Raw genomic sequence first — 13,824 nt, 5'->3', positions numbered from 1 at the left:
TATTATAACTCCATTTTTTCTTTGATTTGGTTAACGTACTCGTCTGCTTTTTCATCCATTCTTTCCATTAAGAATTCACTAAGTTCTCTAGCATGTTTGATCGATGAATCCTTATGGCCATTTTCTTGAAGATAAGTTTGTATCTCTTTATCCAGATGTATTTTTGATGTTTGTACTTCTACACTACCCATGTATTTAGCATCTTGTTTTTCATACGGATAGTTAGCCTCACTAGTTAACTCACTTAATGATAGTTGGCAAAACTTTAACCCAGATACTAATTGAATTGGTGTCTTGGATTGATTTGTCATTAAAAATGTTAATCTGCCTTCATACCCAGGATTCATATAACTACTAGGGCTTACAACTAGACCTAGTAATTTTATACTGTACCTCTCAAAAACAATACCCGCAAAATTGTTCGGGATTTTTAAATACTCATATGATTGTACTAGTACTGACTCATTCGGCTGTAAATAAAATGCCTCTTTGCTAATATCAACCTTTTCTAAATTGTCTTGAGAGTATTTTTCACCCATTCGATAGTGGCCTTCTTCTTTAAACTTTTTGATTTGAACATCGAGAGTTAAATCAATTGTTGCCCCTTCGCAATTTTCAGGTACAAACGGATCTACAATTTCATTTTTGTCCATCAATTTTCTGATATCCCTATCACTTAAAAACATTCCCTGATTCCTCCCTATATTTACAATAAGTATAATCTAGTTTGATTTAACTCTCAATATATTCTGTTAAAATTTTTCGGTGTAGACCTCCGTTATTTCCCGTGGTCACTAATCCCTATAAATGTTGATATATAAGGGTTTATACTTACTTTGTATGAGTTCCTTCTACACCACGTTTCTCTCTACCCATTGTACGTTTGCGTAGCCATAATAAAGCCTCTTCTAACTTGGTAATAGCCATTGAATTCTCTCTACAACGAAACTCTGATTGATTAAAATGTTCTAATCTTGAAATAACCATTGCAATTAAATCTTCATTTGCTACACCATTAACGCCATATTCTTTGATTGGACCTTCTTGGAAATGCACCTTTTGCAATAATTCTACATGCTCGCCCACACCATCTTCATCAGGGAATGTTTCTTTAGTTAATACTGAAAAAGTATGTGGTGCATTAAATTTAAAATCTTTTCCATGCCATACCTCGGTATATTTATCTGTTAATAAATCATGCTCTAATTTCTTCATTGTTTTATTCCTCCAATTAAAAAAGCACCCTTATTCAGAGCGCTTCTTTCTAAATTCTTCAATCATTTTTTCTTCTTCAATGAACTCTTTCATTTTGACATTTACCCATGTTGAGAACTTAATTCCTTTTTTGTTTGCGAATTTAAAGAATTCATCCATAACCTGTTCTTCTACCGTAATATTTACTCTTTTTGTTGCCAACAACATCACTCCTTTGGTAATTATTGTCGGCTATTTACTTGTAAATATCAATACACATTTATATACATAAATACTTACTGTAGACATCCGTTAGCTTTAAATTAAATCATAAAATCCTTTTCCGTCATCATTATTTTTAATTGCTTGAATTACATCATCATTATTATCTAAAGCATTTTGAATATCAACATCAAAAAAATCAACAAAATTGTCTACCGGAGTAAAAATTCCATTTCCCCAATCAATGGCATCTTCATTATTAACTACTAAATTAGTTTCTATCCATTCACGACTTGTCATTATCTAACCCCCGCAACATATTTAACAATACTTCTTGATACAGTATCATCATTATTAAAAATAACTAGTACTCTTTCGCCAATAGCGTCATTTCTGAACGAGCCTCTAAAATTCGTTTCATTCATAAGTGATATGTCATCCATTTTAGAACCAGCGCTGGTTCTAGGTTCAACTCTAACCCTCAAAGGAAATGATTCGTTATTTTCTTCTCTAAATCCAATCTCAACTTGTCTATAATCATACGCAGGTTCGATACTTACCGAAGTATAGCTCCCTGCAGGAATAGAGACAGCAGTATTGCCATCATTCACTATCTCAACTTTACTCCCCGTTACTTCAACTTTGTTTGCCTCATCATTATATCTTCCTCGTATGGCATCGAAGAAATTTTTAAGTGAAATATTCGCCATTTTCTACACCTCCAAATCGTAATAACCCTCTGTTGAGGTTGTATCGAAAAGATAATTAATTAAAACATCAGCCCGTGAATAATCCTCCCAGGATGTCGTATCATCTAATTCATACAGTTCGTCTTGTGATGTGGTTTCGTCCCAGTACACGATTATTAAAGGCTTGATGTTTATTCTTTTATATTGGTTATAAAAACCACCGTAATATATTTTTCCATCAAGATCACGCTTGATCATGACTTCTTCAAGCCAAGAACGTTCATTTTTCGTTGTATTAATCAGTCTCACTAATCGATTAAGGTCCGTATCCGTTGTGAAAGTTTCCTCAGTTTGCACTTTGAAATAATATGGATTTCCTCCATATTCAAACCACTCCGTAACTGTCGCGTTATCAAAAATGACAGAAACAATATCCTCCACAGCCCACTTTGTTCCCTTACGCATATGCCACATAACTGACTGATTAACCAAGTTTCTTTTTTCTTGAAGGGGTAAGTCAGACTCATAAAAATCGACATGCAAAAAGTAGGCCAGGTGATCCAATACATCTTCATCAAGTTCATTCACTCTCGGTAGGATTTCAATGTTTTCAACTTCATCAACGAGTGCCAAGAAACCCACGTCAATCGATTCGGCAGCAGCTATAATATCAGAACTATGTCGTAAATTCTCAGGAAGTAAATCTAAAAGTTTCACTTCTTGTATAGTTCGATTACTCATCTTCTAAGCCTCCGTACGTGACTGTCTTCGTATCCACTATGGCCACATCATTTTCTCCAACTGTAGTGAAGGATGGAAGTGTAACTTCTATACGTTTAGCTCCGGCTTGAATCGCTCGAGAATATATCTCTGAAGGGTTCACATCTCGACCGATCTTGTTGCGTTGCCAAATTATATATTCATCAATGGCTGCTTCGATTTCAGTTTTTAATTCGCTCTCTTTATCAGAATTGTCTGAGCGAATATAGTAAGTGACATCAAGATCGTAAGTAATTGTGGTTGGTGCAGTTACTTGTACATCATCGGTCAAAGGACGTTTTTCTTTATCATTAAGATGATCTTTCAATCCGTCTAAAAACGTTTGATCTGGTAGTTCTCCGTCTGTTAACAAAACTCTAATGTCCACCACACCTGCTGATGGAGAAGATATTTTCACGTCTTCCACTTGAGTGCTATACTCCCGTGTAAAATGTTCATAAGCACCTGACGGACCTGCTACTGATAGACCTTCCGGTGCAAGGTGTATACGTTCTCTGAGACTGTCATCATCTTCTTTATCTGCCCCGCCACTACTCGTATTTGTATTTTCAACACTATCAATCCAAGGTAATGGGTCAACAAGAATATTAATTTGACCAGGAGTGAAGCCATTACCAATCACACCTTCTGTAGAACATTCCGTATTAACTTCTGCTTCCATTTCACCGGCCTGTATTACAGTATCTTCTATTACAACAAAATAAAGATCGTTACCAGGACTAACTCTTGTTCCTGATGGAATAGTTTCATCTGTTGACTTCGCATCACTTAGAAAGAATTTAACTTTCGCTTTTGCTTTTGTTGCTTGGAACCTTTTCGTTTTGCTAAAAGCACCTAAATTATCTAAATGTTCATTTCTAGCATATTTTAATAAGTTTTGTTTAGCAGCATCATTCATCAAAACTCGTAACTGGAATTCTCTAAGAGCTTGTGTATATAGAAAAATACGAATCGGATCACCAGGGTACAGTTTCTTACGCTCACCTGTAGATTCAAAATAAGCATTTTCATAATCCCGTATCATATTGTTTAGTATGTTTTCAGCATTGGCTTCTATAAAAGTAACATCAGGTAAATCATTCAAGGTCAATCGCAATCACCACCTTTGGTTGTAAATGACCTGTTTGTTCATCTTGATCAAATAAGACCTCTTGTACCACAGCGCGAGGTTCAAATCTTTTTGTTTTCTCTGTGTATTCAACGATTAATCGACCTTGCGCTATCTGCGTTGGCTGGTCCAAGAATGCCATATTAATTCCAAATTCTCTATCAAATGGTATAGAGCCTTCTGGTGTTGTATATAATATTCTTAAATTTTCATAGATTTCTTGAGCTCCTATAGCGCTAAAATTGATGTTTTGAATCGTTACCTCTTGATAATCAATCATGAGCGCAACACCTCTACATATTCTTCTAATTCGATATCTACGCTTCCGCTCAGTACCTCACCTTTGTTCATGACTACATTCCACATTTGAGAAACAGAACTAATGCGCCATTTATCTATTCCTAGTGCTGCATTACCGATCACTAACGTTTCAACTTCTCCAGAACGTTCTTTTCGTAACCACCTATTCATTTCTTCTCTTGGCCTCACCCCGTGTTGCCCGTTTAAATGAACAGTGAACGATATAGTGTCTAATCCTGGACCGATAAATTCAGATGCAGGCTTTCTGCCAATCACATCGTGCGATGACCAACGAGAAGAGGAATTCCTTTCAAAATCAGAAAACGTTCTAATACGCTCATCGCTGGTTTCAAAAATAATATCTCCAAAAAAGCCTATCATTCCACCTTCACCTTCTCGCTTACTGATGGACTAGGAGAGTTAGGTTTAGAGGTTTGATCATTACCTGCAGCATCGGTCCAACTATAATCATGCGTGTGATTATCCAACCATTGCTTTAATTGATTACCTAAAGGTACACCTTCACTTGCATTTGTACCTAATAAAACTTCATCCGCATTAATGGTTACTCTCCCATTCCGTACTTGTATGTCTACTTGTTCCACATTTACTTTTAATACCTTTTGTTGCTTGTTATATTCTAAATAGGTATCGTCATCTAGTTGTTTTCGATAGATGTTTTTGTCATTTACTGGTGTAGGTGTTACTTCTGAATAAAAGCTACCTAAACAAAAACCTTGTTCCATGCCATTACCTAAAAACAAACACAGTACTGGTTCTTCAACGTTTGGCATATGGTATTCGTGATTTAAAAGGGGTATTTTGGTTGCTACCTCATCTTTATCTGCGAACAAAACATCAATTTTTCCATCGCTAGGATATACATTGTTAACTTGTCCGACACGGATCATATTTTTAGCTAAATTCATTAATACCCCTCCAATACTTTTCGTATTTCAATATCTGTAGTGTAACCATTGCCAATTGAATGTGTTGCTTTTTCTACAAAATACTTACCGTCAAATGCGCCAAATCCTTCTAAATTAATGCAAGTGGCTCCTAATAATTCGATATTGCCGATTACAGTAAGTTCACCCGTTGTTTCTTTCCTGTTTAAACGTCTAAGTGTTTTTTGTGCTAACCTTCTAGCTTCTTGGCCAGTTTTAACACGCTTATTCACTTTATAAATCTTATCTCCATCACTGATACTGTGAAGAAACTCGATCACTTTTCCTTTTTCAGGGTCATAATATTTAACTTCCACCCCATCATAGCTAGTGTTTGTCAAAGAAGTCTTGAAAGAATAAGAACGGACTACATCTCCCCACTCATGATAAGTAGCAATAGATTCACGCTCTTCAAAATCTTTCTCATCGAAAATAACTATTTTTTTATCTGTTACTTTCATCGCTAGACCTTCTTCATTACACAATTCCGATAAGAAAGAAGAGTCATCTGTCTCTGATTGTTCTTTTTTATCATATAAAGGGTTTGATTCACTTAAAAATTGCAATTGAAGGTCAGCTTTATTAGCAATGTCGCTAGCAATCTGCTGTAAAGTTATGTTCTCCCACATTTTACTTCTGCCGACATCAGAAAAATTGCTATTCAACGGAGACGATATAGCATCGAGTGTAAATGATCCTGGTCTACCGTCATAGGAAGGTTCATCAACAAAAAAACGACCACAATTTAAATGTTGTTGATCGTCATTTCTCCGCCAGTTTCTTGTTTTTATCATTGGTAAAACTACATCGCCTTTTTCAGGGAACCAATGTTTTAACCATATCTTTTTTTCATCTTTCATAGATAATCGAACGCTGTCACTATCACCACTTGCATTATCTGTATACTCAAAGTCCAATAGATCTTTTTGTACATCATCTGTTATATCTACACCCTGATACTCTACTTCTACAAAAGATTTTCTAGATTGCAATTAAATCACCGCTTCCAAGGTGGTAGATTGGCGATTGGTGTTGTATCAATTTCAGGAATGGTTAATTCAATTCCTGCATCAAACACTAAAACATCTGCGTATTCTATGTTCGCTTCTATAATTTCCATGGCTAATTTTTCATCATTAAAGTGATCGTATGCGATGGAATCAAATGTATCACCTAAAACCGTTCTGTACGTCATATATCTACCACCTCCCCTAACTCAAAGAAAGTCTTTTTCTTTTCCCGATATATTGTTTTATTATTCTTTCAATTTCTTTTCTGTCATTTCGTAATGCCCTATCAATGGTTTTTTTATCTGCATTGCCTTCTATAATAACGGTAGGATTATAATGAATCGTCATATCTTGATCATCATAATTGGTGTGATTTGTTGTACTGTCTCCGTAATCTGGATCGTCTAACAATCCTTGTAATTTAGACAGTGGTAAGATTGCTTCTTGTTCTGCTCCCTCACCAATCATTGCTAAGGTTGATCCAGTAGTAATACCACCTTCTGCTAGCATTGGTATAGTTGGAATGTTATAGCCAATAGAAGTTATCCCGTTTGGAACACCTGGTATCTTGGAAACCCAATCAGGTACATCTATTTGAAAGCTGTTCACTCCTCGGATCATGGCATTTACAGCCATAATAATGGAGTTTATGACCCCTTTTGTTTTGGATTGAACGCCATCCCATATACCACCGATAAATGACCCTATTTGACCAAACACACTTTTGATACTTGACCATAAATCGCCTGCCTTTTCTTTTACGGTATCCCAGTTTTTATAAAGCAAAACACCTGTAGCGATTAAACCGACAATCAGTGCAACAATCCAAGTGATTGGATTTGCTAACATGGCTCCATTTAAACCTAACATAGATAATCGCGCTGCTGCTGTAGCTACTCGAAATGCCTTCATAAATCCTGTGACAGTTTGTACCACTGACATAGCTATCATCGCAACTTTTAAGCTACCTAATACAATAACAATACCTAATAGAAGTGGTTTGATGGTAGACCAGTTATTTTTGATTAAATTATAAAAATCCATTCCCTTTTCAATAATATTAGCAATAGCATCCACTGCTAATGGAATCCCTACATCTTTCACCCAATTAATATAAGGCTTTGCATTATCGAAAGCAGTCTGAAGCATATTACCGCCATTAGATGCTAATGTTTGGAATCGCTCTATTGTTGGTTGGTTGTCGTCTATTGCATCTTTTATGTTTTGAAAAACATCTGTTCCTGTGTTACCAATCCAACTAAGGATGTCCCCCGCCTTTGATACTGCTCCTGATATTTTTTCTTGTAAAACAGGCATGTTATCTATCCCATAATCTAAGAACTTTTGCAGAATTGGCAGGGCCTTAGATGCTACTGAATTAAACAGACCACCCATCATCTTTTGAGCTTTGTCCATTGTGTCAGCCCATAATACACCAGCATCAACACTATCTTTTCCTATTACATGTCCTAATTCATGGGCTTCATCCCGTAAATCACCAATTGCATCGCCACCGGCTTTAATAGCAGGCATTAATTCTCGTGCAGTTCTAGTACCGAAAATTTCTTCTGCTTTTGCTGCTTGTTGTGTTGCATCATCCATTTCATGTAATGCCTGTACGGTTTCCATAAACACTTCATCTGCATCACGTGTTTTACCGCTAGTATCTTCAGTAGCGATACCTAAATTCTCGATAGCAGCACGATATTTTTCATTCTTTTCGGTATCTCCTAAACGTTGGTTCAACCTTCCTAAACCTTTTTCTAACGTTTCTTGCCTAACTCCAACTTGCCCCATTGCATATTCTAATTCTTGAAAAGCATCAGTGGTAACACCTAGTTTCATCGACGTTTTATCAATTCTGTCTGCGGTGTCAGCAAATTTATTTGCCATTGCTACAGCTGCTCCACCAACAACAGCTCCTGCTGCGGTAAATCCTGCTGCTAATTTAGCACCTGTTTTAATTGTGTTCGTTACGCTTTTACGCATTTTACCCATCTGTTTTTGTGCATTTCCAAATGCTTTTTTTACAGATGGATCCATTTCAGCTCCAAGTTGAAAGGCGATTTCAAAGCTTTTTTTGGCCATTTTTGCTCATCGCCCCTTTCACTTCCTCAGCAACTTCTCCTAATTCAAACAGGTCTAATTCTAAAAAGTGATCTATGCTAGTATAAGTGGATAAAGAAAGACGAACGCATGATTTTCGTAACATGCGTCCGCCTAATTCTTTTCGTATTATATTGCCTTCATATCGAATTAAACCTATGCGTTTAAAAAACCCATCACACGATTTTTGACTTTTAATCCTTCACCTGCAGGTAATTGTTCGAAAAATTCAACAGGATGTCCAGATGCCTTGGAAGCAATGATTAATGAATAACCAGTAGTCATTTCATTCATAATAGCCATTTGTCCAGAAGTGTTAAATTGCTTATCCGCTTCGACTAAATCACGAGTTGATAAGTTTTCTATTCCTGATAAATCCACCTTCTTATATTCTTCCCCTTCAAATTTGTAAGGCTTTTTGAAAGTAATGATTAAATCACTCATGTATTTTTCTCCCTTCTTATATCATGTTTCGGATATTTCCTAAAATATCTTCTCCATCTATAATGTAAACAAAATTTAACTTGTCATATTCTAGTAACGTACGACCATCTAATTCGATTTTCACATACAATATCTCCAAAGAATTAGTGGTTTCTGTCATACCACCTACCGACATGGTTCCAAGGTTTACTCCTTTTGGTTGTCCTCTCAGTGTAATTTTTAACGGCCTTGATTGAGTGCGACCTTCGGACATATCATAACTTTGTTGCGCTGCTCTTAATACTAATGATCTTCCTCTATTTTTTAACAAGGAAAATGACTGATCCGTTATTGTTTTAAAGGGTATTTCTATTGTTTGTGATGCAAAATGACCTGGTGTTGCTGATTCGTATTCTCCAGCAATGCCAGCGCCACTCATCGTTTCCGTCATAGCCTCAAAGTTTGGTAAAGTGACCTCTGAAGTAATACCTACTAATTTATCTGTATCGTCATAGACATTATAATTAATTACTTTTTCAGGAATAGGGTTGGTCATTATTCATCACCTCCAAATGAAATGGTAGGGTCAAATTCTAATACATTTTCAATTTCCTTCGCTGGTGTTAAAAATCCTATTTTTTGAATAAATTGTATTTTCCCATCCATGATTTGACTTGTAGGATTGTCTTGCTCTCTAAATTCAATATGAGCACCAGCAATTTGCCCTCTAGCTTGAAATCCATTTGCACGGATATTCTCGGAATCAACGACACTTTCAATTAATCGATAGCTTGTAGGATCATCCACACGATCAAAATAGTTTAAGATGAAACTGTTACCCCACCAATTAAACATACGACGAATAGCAATGAAGCGATCTTTTGGATCCGGAATAGAATCCATTTCATCATCATACATGGCCGTATTATTTCCCCATACTCTCCAACCTCTCATGCTGACAGCTGTGACAATACCTTTTCCGTTCAAACGATTCCCTTGTACTTGATCTAAAAAGATTTCTTGGTCATTGTCATTAACCATAGCTTCAACAGGTATGCGTTTGTTGGATGGTGATTGATAAGGTACATTTTCATTTTCTGCATCTGTTCGTGAAAGGACAGCAGCCACTACAGAACTATAGTGATATGTTTTTCCGTTAATTTTAGCTTTTGGCCAACATAGAATAGAAGATTTGTCATCATATTGTTTTGTACTTTTATCAGCTATCGCATCATCAATCGTGGACCCTTCCAAGTCCAACACATTTTCTGTTTTAAAACTTCCGTTAATAGATTCAGATTTAGCAACAAGTACTGAACCTACATCTGAATACTGCGAAAATCCAGGAGCAAATAAGATGGTAGGAACTACATCCAATTTAGGGAAAATAGTGATTACTATTTCTATTCCTTTATACGTATTGGTGGATTCATCATAACCTCCAATGACATCTTCATTTGTTACCTGAGATGGGTCAAGTTGATCATAATCTACTTGCAAACTGGATACACTGGATCCAATTGAACCATCGTCTAAAATTGAGATGACCACATAACCGTCATTATCAAAACCTGCTAGATAATCTAAATCTTCCTCATATGTTGTTGCCCCATCAGAACTTTTTACAACAAGAGAATTTAATAATATTCCTTCTTTTTCAACTTTTGCTTCTTGATTGTTAACCTGTACTTCTTCTGCTGTTATATTTTGTATATGGGTGCTTGGGTCTAATACATTAACGAATACAACAGGACCAACTTTAATTTGCTTAAACGATGCATCCATCACTTCGCAAAGTGTATAATCACTCCAATTTTCACTGTAACCTAATTTAGCTTTTGCTTCTTCAAAGTTTCTTGCTAAAACTGGTTCGTTTACTGCTGCATCTATATCTTCTGCAAGATTAATAGGAGCTGTGCCAAATACCACTTGCTGAGAAGCCAATGACTTTATAGGTTGTTCAAAAGTGGTTGGGTTTTCCGTCACATAAATTCCATGTTTGTATGGCATTTATCAATTGCCTCCCTTCGTAATTTCAATCGCTTTTTTGTAAATTTGATTCTCTTTGGATCCTTCAACCTTTACTTGTCGTCTAAATTTCGAAAAATTAGATACTGGAATAAATAAGGCTTTTAAAATGTTATTTTCTTGATAGTTTTTGATATAAGTAGGTAGTTCTCCAGTGAAGACTGAATACTGTTTTAAATCTTTTAAACTTGGACCTGCATAAATTACTGTAGTGCTTTTTTTCTTTTTTCTTGTCATATAAAGCGTTCCACATCCTCTCTTAAGTTTTGTGGATTTGTCCAATATGTCTCCAAACCTGCGAAAAAATAAGGTTCAACATCTTCATCGTGATAACTCCAAGTCATGGAAGAGTCGACCTCAAATTTTTCGTTAATAATAGGATTTCTTCTTAAATCCTCTATGATGCGATTAATAATATTTAATACATCATGATAACCTTGATTGTTATTATCTCGATCGATAACGCCTGCAATAAACTGTACAGTAGTTCTTTGCCCTTCGTCTTCGTTAGGGTTTTCACCATTAGACAAACGAATAATAATACATGGGTAAGGATCATCGTTTCCAGGATTCAAATTCGGATTTTTATTAGGTAAATGTTGCTCGAACACATTTACAGGAACACGTTCATTTTTCATATTTTTAAATCGCATTCCGTCAAATAATTTTTCGAGTTTTTGTCGCAGCGCATCTTGTAACTCGAGAGGAATCATATACTATGCCCTCCCTTTTTCTAAAATTCGTTCTATCTCATGGTCTAATCGTTTATCAAACGTTTCTTGACCTAATTGATTGACTTCCTCTTGGATTCCCTCATCTTCTAACATTTGTGGTACAGAGGGTCCGAATAAACGTTGGATAGGAAGTCTTGAACCTGATGTTCTTTTAAAGGCTTTTATTCCGTTAATGTCGGCAATGAATGCACCCATTGCTTTTTTTACTCCATCTTTTTTAACAGCAATTTTAATGGGGCTTTTACGATTCGGATTTACTGTTTTAGGAGACACTTTAAATTTATCAATTCCAATAGGTCTACCTTTGGAATTAACTTCTGCATATAAATTATTTTTTGTTGCTCTTGCTGGTTTGCTTAAAGTAGAAGCAATATCTCTCGATTTGATGTGATATTCTTTTCTGATTTCTTTTTTTATATTTGAATTAACGTTGGTCATAGCACGATTTAGTGCTTTTGCTATAGCATTTGGAGCCTTCTTGTGAAACTCGCCTAAACGTTTTTGAACATCGGCAACTAATTTTCTATCGATATCAACGCTCACGTTATTCATGAACGATGCACTCCTAATGTGATCGTATAAAGTCCTTCATCCTCTTGGACATTTGTTACATAATAGAGTTCATTATTAAAAACTAGGTTCTGTCTAGGGAATGGAGTAAATGCTAGTTTGTTTTTCTCTACATGAAAAAGGAGCTCGCTATTAGCAAGCCCCTCTGCATCATTAGATAACTTTTTCTTTTCTAAAGTATCACTATCCATGACTACTTCGATTTTATTACCTTCTATATCCACTTCTTCAGCAAATTCATCTGTATTAACAAATGTTTGAAAATCGGATTCCAGGAAATCACGTAACTTCGCCATTATTCTTCATCCTCAGTAAGATCAAGAATCTCTTTGACCTTTTCTTCTTCGATGATCAGATCGATTAAATTCTTTTTGGAAATGTTACCAGCAAAATCAAGTCCCACTTCTTTTGCCACTGTTTTTAAATCGACGTACTCAATAAGATGTAATTCTTCTTCTGCGTTTACTGAATATTCTTCCCCTAAGTTTTCCTCTTGGTTCTCGGTAATCTCTTCTTTTTCAGACACAAAAAAAGCGACTCCTAAATCAATGAGACGTTTGGCATCCTTCTCGGAAATTTCTTCAATTGTTTTTCCAGGTTCAAAGACTATTCCATTATGCCTTACCCGTTCTTTAGTTTGTAAGCTCATATTCTATCCATCTCCCCTTATAGTACTTTGGCTACATACCAGCTATCGACTTCATGAGGGACAGGCAGTGGACGGCTATGAACCTGTAAGAAACGGGCCGCTGGATCTTTTTGAATCCAAGAATCAGGAATACGACTTCCCTCATACGTTGTAAAGTTATTCGTCCTGCTATTTGTCAAAGTAACAGCCCCGTACAACATAGAAGAACGGGCACGAGATGAGCCGACAAACACATTACCAGATGGAACCATTGATTTTTCCGTATCTTCCTCTTCATCATAATACCACTCATCATAACTATAAATATCCAACCCTAAAGCAGTAAGGGTTCCGATGAATGTAACCCCGTTTGGTAAGGTACGAGGGTCAATTTGCCCCATCTGAATACGACGGTTATCTAATAGATTTTGCATAGCCGTGTTGTTCACAAACTCATCGACAACATCAGATGCCATAATCACTGTATCTGGAGTTAGACCAGACTTTTGAATGACTGATAGCCTCCAATTTTTTAAATTCTTATATGGGTCACTATCAGGATCACTCCACAAGTCCGTGCCACTCAATGTTTCACTGTTCGTAAAGTCGAAATCTAACGTGGCATTTACACCTTCACCAACCATATCGACTTTCCCTGTAAATAGGATTTGTGCTGCCATCCACTCTTCTCGACGTGTAATGGACTCATCAAGTTCTGATAAATCTTTTGCAAGCATTTCTGCAGCTCTCTCGTCTGGGCTTTTTGGAGAGTAAATGTGTTCACCGATAGAACGTTTATTAATATCATCACCAGTGATGATTCTTTGCGGCTTTACGGACGCAGGTTTAAATGTTTTCGTAGTAAATCCTTGACGATCCATTACTTTTCCTTCAATACGCGGTGAAACAAATGGCGCCATTTTACGACGGCCTTTATAGTAATCAATGTCCACATGTTCGCTTGTGAATGTATTGACATTTGAGAAAAAAGTATCCTTTAGAAATGTACGAACCGGCATCATCGATTCGATAGCAGGTAACATAATTCGAGTATCATAAGTGTTAATAGCCATCAATTATTCCTC

Annotated in this window: 22 protein-coding genes; all 22 read right to left on the bottom strand. The window is 36.2% G+C overall.

Translation table 11 applies throughout. The features are described from left to right. Positions 1 to 2 precede the first annotated feature (2 nt). Entirely contained in the window at positions 3 to 686 is a 684-nt protein-coding gene (gene dcd, locus GHD00_RS11540) for a dCTP deaminase (protein ID WP_163538319.1), read from the bottom strand. A gap of 145 nt (positions 687 to 831) precedes the next feature. Then, positions 832 to 1,215 (bottom strand): Acb2/Tad1 domain-containing protein, encoded by a 384-nt coding sequence (locus GHD00_RS11535; RefSeq protein ID WP_163538318.1) that lies wholly within the window; start codon positions 1,213 to 1,215, stop codon positions 832 to 834. A gap of 30 nt (positions 1,216 to 1,245) precedes the next feature. After that, the gene (locus tag GHD00_RS11530) at positions 1,246 to 1,416 is read right to left on the bottom strand and encodes a hypothetical protein (protein ID WP_163538317.1); all 171 of its coding nucleotides are present in this window, start codon (positions 1,414 to 1,416) and stop codon (positions 1,246 to 1,248) included. 96 nt (positions 1,417 to 1,512) lie between these two features. Beyond that, a complete protein-coding gene (locus tag GHD00_RS11525; protein WP_163538316.1) occupies positions 1,513 to 1,716 on the bottom strand; it encodes a hypothetical protein in 204 nt (67 codons plus the stop codon). After that, positions 1,716 to 2,126: a hypothetical protein gene (locus GHD00_RS11520; protein ID WP_163538315.1), complete on the bottom strand. Its 411-nt coding sequence runs from the start codon at positions 2,124 to 2,126 to the stop codon at positions 1,716 to 1,718. The genes GHD00_RS11525 and GHD00_RS11520 overlap by 1 nt, the downstream gene beginning before the upstream one ends. Before the next feature lie 3 nt (positions 2,127 to 2,129). Beyond that, a complete protein-coding gene (locus GHD00_RS11515) occupies positions 2,130 to 2,846 on the bottom strand; it encodes a phage tail protein I (RefSeq protein WP_163538314.1) in 717 nt (238 codons plus the stop codon). Next, positions 2,839 to 3,975, bottom strand: coding sequence for a baseplate assembly protein (locus GHD00_RS11510; protein WP_163538313.1), 1,137 nt, complete (start codon positions 3,973 to 3,975; stop codon positions 2,839 to 2,841). The genes GHD00_RS11515 and GHD00_RS11510 overlap by 8 nt, the downstream gene beginning before the upstream one ends. Next, positions 3,962 to 4,273, bottom strand: a complete 312-nt coding sequence (locus GHD00_RS11505) for a GPW/gp25 family protein (RefSeq protein WP_163538312.1) — start codon at positions 4,271 to 4,273, stop codon at positions 3,962 to 3,964. Before GHD00_RS11505 ends, GHD00_RS11510 begins: the two co-directional genes overlap by 14 nt. After that, complete coding sequence (locus GHD00_RS11500; protein ID WP_163538311.1) at positions 4,270 to 4,674, bottom strand: phage tail protein; 405 nt, start codon at positions 4,672 to 4,674, stop codon at positions 4,270 to 4,272. Before GHD00_RS11500 ends, GHD00_RS11505 begins: the two co-directional genes overlap by 4 nt. Continuing rightward, the gene (locus tag GHD00_RS11495; RefSeq protein ID WP_163538310.1) at positions 4,671 to 5,222 is read right to left on the bottom strand and encodes a phage baseplate assembly protein V; all 552 of its coding nucleotides are present in this window, start codon (positions 5,220 to 5,222) and stop codon (positions 4,671 to 4,673) included. The genes GHD00_RS11500 and GHD00_RS11495 overlap by 4 nt, the downstream gene beginning before the upstream one ends. Next, positions 5,222 to 6,232, bottom strand: coding sequence for a phage late control D family protein (locus GHD00_RS11490; RefSeq protein WP_163538309.1), 1,011 nt, complete (start codon positions 6,230 to 6,232; stop codon positions 5,222 to 5,224). Before GHD00_RS11490 ends, GHD00_RS11495 begins: the two co-directional genes overlap by 1 nt. Before the next feature lie 5 nt (positions 6,233 to 6,237). Beyond that, positions 6,238 to 6,435: a tail protein X gene (locus tag GHD00_RS11485; RefSeq protein ID WP_163538308.1), complete on the bottom strand. Its 198-nt coding sequence runs from the start codon at positions 6,433 to 6,435 to the stop codon at positions 6,238 to 6,240. A gap of 16 nt (positions 6,436 to 6,451) precedes the next feature. Then, positions 6,452 to 8,338 carry a phage tail tape measure protein gene (locus GHD00_RS11480; protein ID WP_163538307.1) on the bottom strand — a complete coding sequence of 629 codons (1,887 nt, stop codon included), beginning with the start codon at positions 8,336 to 8,338 and terminating at the stop codon, positions 6,452 to 6,454. 174 nt (positions 8,339 to 8,512) lie between these two features. Beyond that, positions 8,513 to 8,800 carry a phage tail assembly protein gene (locus tag GHD00_RS11475; protein WP_163538306.1) on the bottom strand — a complete coding sequence of 96 codons (288 nt, stop codon included), beginning with the start codon at positions 8,798 to 8,800 and terminating at the stop codon, positions 8,513 to 8,515. 16 nt (positions 8,801 to 8,816) lie between these two features. Further along, the gene (locus GHD00_RS11470; RefSeq protein WP_163538305.1) at positions 8,817 to 9,335 is read right to left on the bottom strand and encodes a phage major tail tube protein; all 519 of its coding nucleotides are present in this window, start codon (positions 9,333 to 9,335) and stop codon (positions 8,817 to 8,819) included. Further along, positions 9,335 to 10,789: a phage tail sheath family protein gene (locus tag GHD00_RS11465; protein ID WP_163538304.1), complete on the bottom strand. Its 1,455-nt coding sequence runs from the start codon at positions 10,787 to 10,789 to the stop codon at positions 9,335 to 9,337. The genes GHD00_RS11470 and GHD00_RS11465 overlap by 1 nt, the downstream gene beginning before the upstream one ends. A gap of 3 nt (positions 10,790 to 10,792) precedes the next feature. Then, on the bottom strand, positions 10,793 to 11,044 hold the full coding sequence (locus tag GHD00_RS11460; protein WP_163538303.1) for a hypothetical protein: 252 nt from the start codon (positions 11,042 to 11,044) through the stop codon (positions 10,793 to 10,795). Continuing rightward, a complete protein-coding gene (locus GHD00_RS11455; protein WP_163538302.1) occupies positions 11,041 to 11,520 on the bottom strand; it encodes a hypothetical protein in 480 nt (159 codons plus the stop codon). The genes GHD00_RS11460 and GHD00_RS11455 overlap by 4 nt, the downstream gene beginning before the upstream one ends. A 3-nt stretch (positions 11,521 to 11,523) precedes the next feature. Further along, positions 11,524 to 12,093, bottom strand: coding sequence for a phage tail protein (locus GHD00_RS11450; RefSeq protein WP_163538301.1), 570 nt, complete (start codon positions 12,091 to 12,093; stop codon positions 11,524 to 11,526). Beyond that, positions 12,090 to 12,407 carry a hypothetical protein gene (locus GHD00_RS11445; RefSeq protein WP_163538300.1) on the bottom strand — a complete coding sequence of 106 codons (318 nt, stop codon included), beginning with the start codon at positions 12,405 to 12,407 and terminating at the stop codon, positions 12,090 to 12,092. The genes GHD00_RS11450 and GHD00_RS11445 overlap by 4 nt, the downstream gene beginning before the upstream one ends. After that, a complete protein-coding gene (locus tag GHD00_RS11440; protein WP_163538299.1) occupies positions 12,407 to 12,760 on the bottom strand; it encodes a DUF7210 family protein in 354 nt (117 codons plus the stop codon). The genes GHD00_RS11445 and GHD00_RS11440 overlap by 1 nt, the downstream gene beginning before the upstream one ends. A 17-nt stretch (positions 12,761 to 12,777) precedes the next feature. Further along, positions 12,778 to 13,812, bottom strand: a complete 1,035-nt coding sequence (locus tag GHD00_RS11435; RefSeq protein ID WP_163538298.1) for a major capsid protein — start codon at positions 13,810 to 13,812, stop codon at positions 12,778 to 12,780. Between the last annotated feature and the right edge of the window lie 12 nt (positions 13,813 to 13,824).

This window comes from Gracilibacillus sp. YIM 98692, from assembly GCF_010993965.1.
Classification (GTDB): domain Bacteria; phylum Bacillota; class Bacilli; order Bacillales; family Amphibacillaceae; genus Gracilibacillus.
Note: the sequence above shows the minus strand (reverse complement) of the source record. Positions and strands in the feature narration are given on the sequence as shown.

What these genes read in the sequence shown, in the direction of transcription:
- GHD00_RS11475 (WP_163538306.1), bottom strand. Translation starts at nt 8,800, where the DNA reads ATGAGTGATTTAATCATTACTTTCAAAAAGCCTTACAAATTTGAAGGG.
- GHD00_RS11450 (WP_163538301.1), bottom strand. Translation starts at nt 12,093, where the DNA reads ATGAATAACGTGAGCGTTGATATCGATAGAAAATTAGTTGCCGATGTT.
- GHD00_RS11460 (WP_163538303.1), bottom strand. Translation starts at nt 11,044, where the DNA reads ATGACAAGAAAAAAGAAAAAAAGCACTACAGTAATTTATGCAGGTCCA.
- GHD00_RS11435 (WP_163538298.1), bottom strand. Translation starts at nt 13,812, where the DNA reads ATGGCTATTAACACTTATGATACTCGAATTATGTTACCTGCTATCGAA.
- GHD00_RS11485 (WP_163538308.1), bottom strand. Translation starts at nt 6,435, where the DNA reads ATGACGTACAGAACGGTTTTAGGTGATACATTTGATTCCATCGCATAC.
- GHD00_RS11470 (WP_163538305.1), bottom strand. Translation starts at nt 9,335, where the DNA reads ATGACCAACCCTATTCCTGAAAAAGTAATTAATTATAATGTCTATGAC.
- GHD00_RS11525 (WP_163538316.1), bottom strand. Translation starts at nt 1,716, where the DNA reads ATGACAAGTCGTGAATGGATAGAAACTAATTTAGTAGTTAATAATGAA.
- GHD00_RS11520 (WP_163538315.1), bottom strand. Translation starts at nt 2,126, where the DNA reads ATGGCGAATATTTCACTTAAAAATTTCTTCGATGCCATACGAGGAAGA.
- GHD00_RS11465 (WP_163538304.1), bottom strand. Translation starts at nt 10,789, where the DNA reads ATGCCATACAAACATGGAATTTATGTGACGGAAAACCCAACCACTTTT.
- GHD00_RS11535 (WP_163538318.1), bottom strand. Translation starts at nt 1,215, where the DNA reads ATGAAGAAATTAGAGCATGATTTATTAACAGATAAATATACCGAGGTA.
- GHD00_RS11515 (WP_163538314.1), bottom strand. Translation starts at nt 2,846, where the DNA reads ATGAGTAATCGAACTATACAAGAAGTGAAACTTTTAGATTTACTTCCT.
- GHD00_RS11495 (WP_163538310.1), bottom strand. Translation starts at nt 5,222, where the DNA reads ATGAATTTAGCTAAAAATATGATCCGTGTCGGACAAGTTAACAATGTA.
- GHD00_RS11455 (WP_163538302.1), bottom strand. Translation starts at nt 11,520, where the DNA reads ATGATTCCTCTCGAGTTACAAGATGCGCTGCGACAAAAACTCGAAAAA.
- dcd (WP_163538319.1), bottom strand. Translation starts at nt 686, where the DNA reads ATGTTTTTAAGTGATAGGGATATCAGAAAATTGATGGACAAAAATGAA.
- GHD00_RS11500 (WP_163538311.1), bottom strand. Translation starts at nt 4,674, where the DNA reads ATGATAGGCTTTTTTGGAGATATTATTTTTGAAACCAGCGATGAGCGT.
- GHD00_RS11445 (WP_163538300.1), bottom strand. Translation starts at nt 12,407, where the DNA reads ATGGCGAAGTTACGTGATTTCCTGGAATCCGATTTTCAAACATTTGTT.
- GHD00_RS11505 (WP_163538312.1), bottom strand. Translation starts at nt 4,273, where the DNA reads ATGATTGATTATCAAGAGGTAACGATTCAAAACATCAATTTTAGCGCT.
- GHD00_RS11480 (WP_163538307.1), bottom strand. Translation starts at nt 8,338, where the DNA reads ATGGCCAAAAAAAGCTTTGAAATCGCCTTTCAACTTGGAGCTGAAATG.
- GHD00_RS11440 (WP_163538299.1), bottom strand. Translation starts at nt 12,760, where the DNA reads ATGAGCTTACAAACTAAAGAACGGGTAAGGCATAATGGAATAGTCTTT.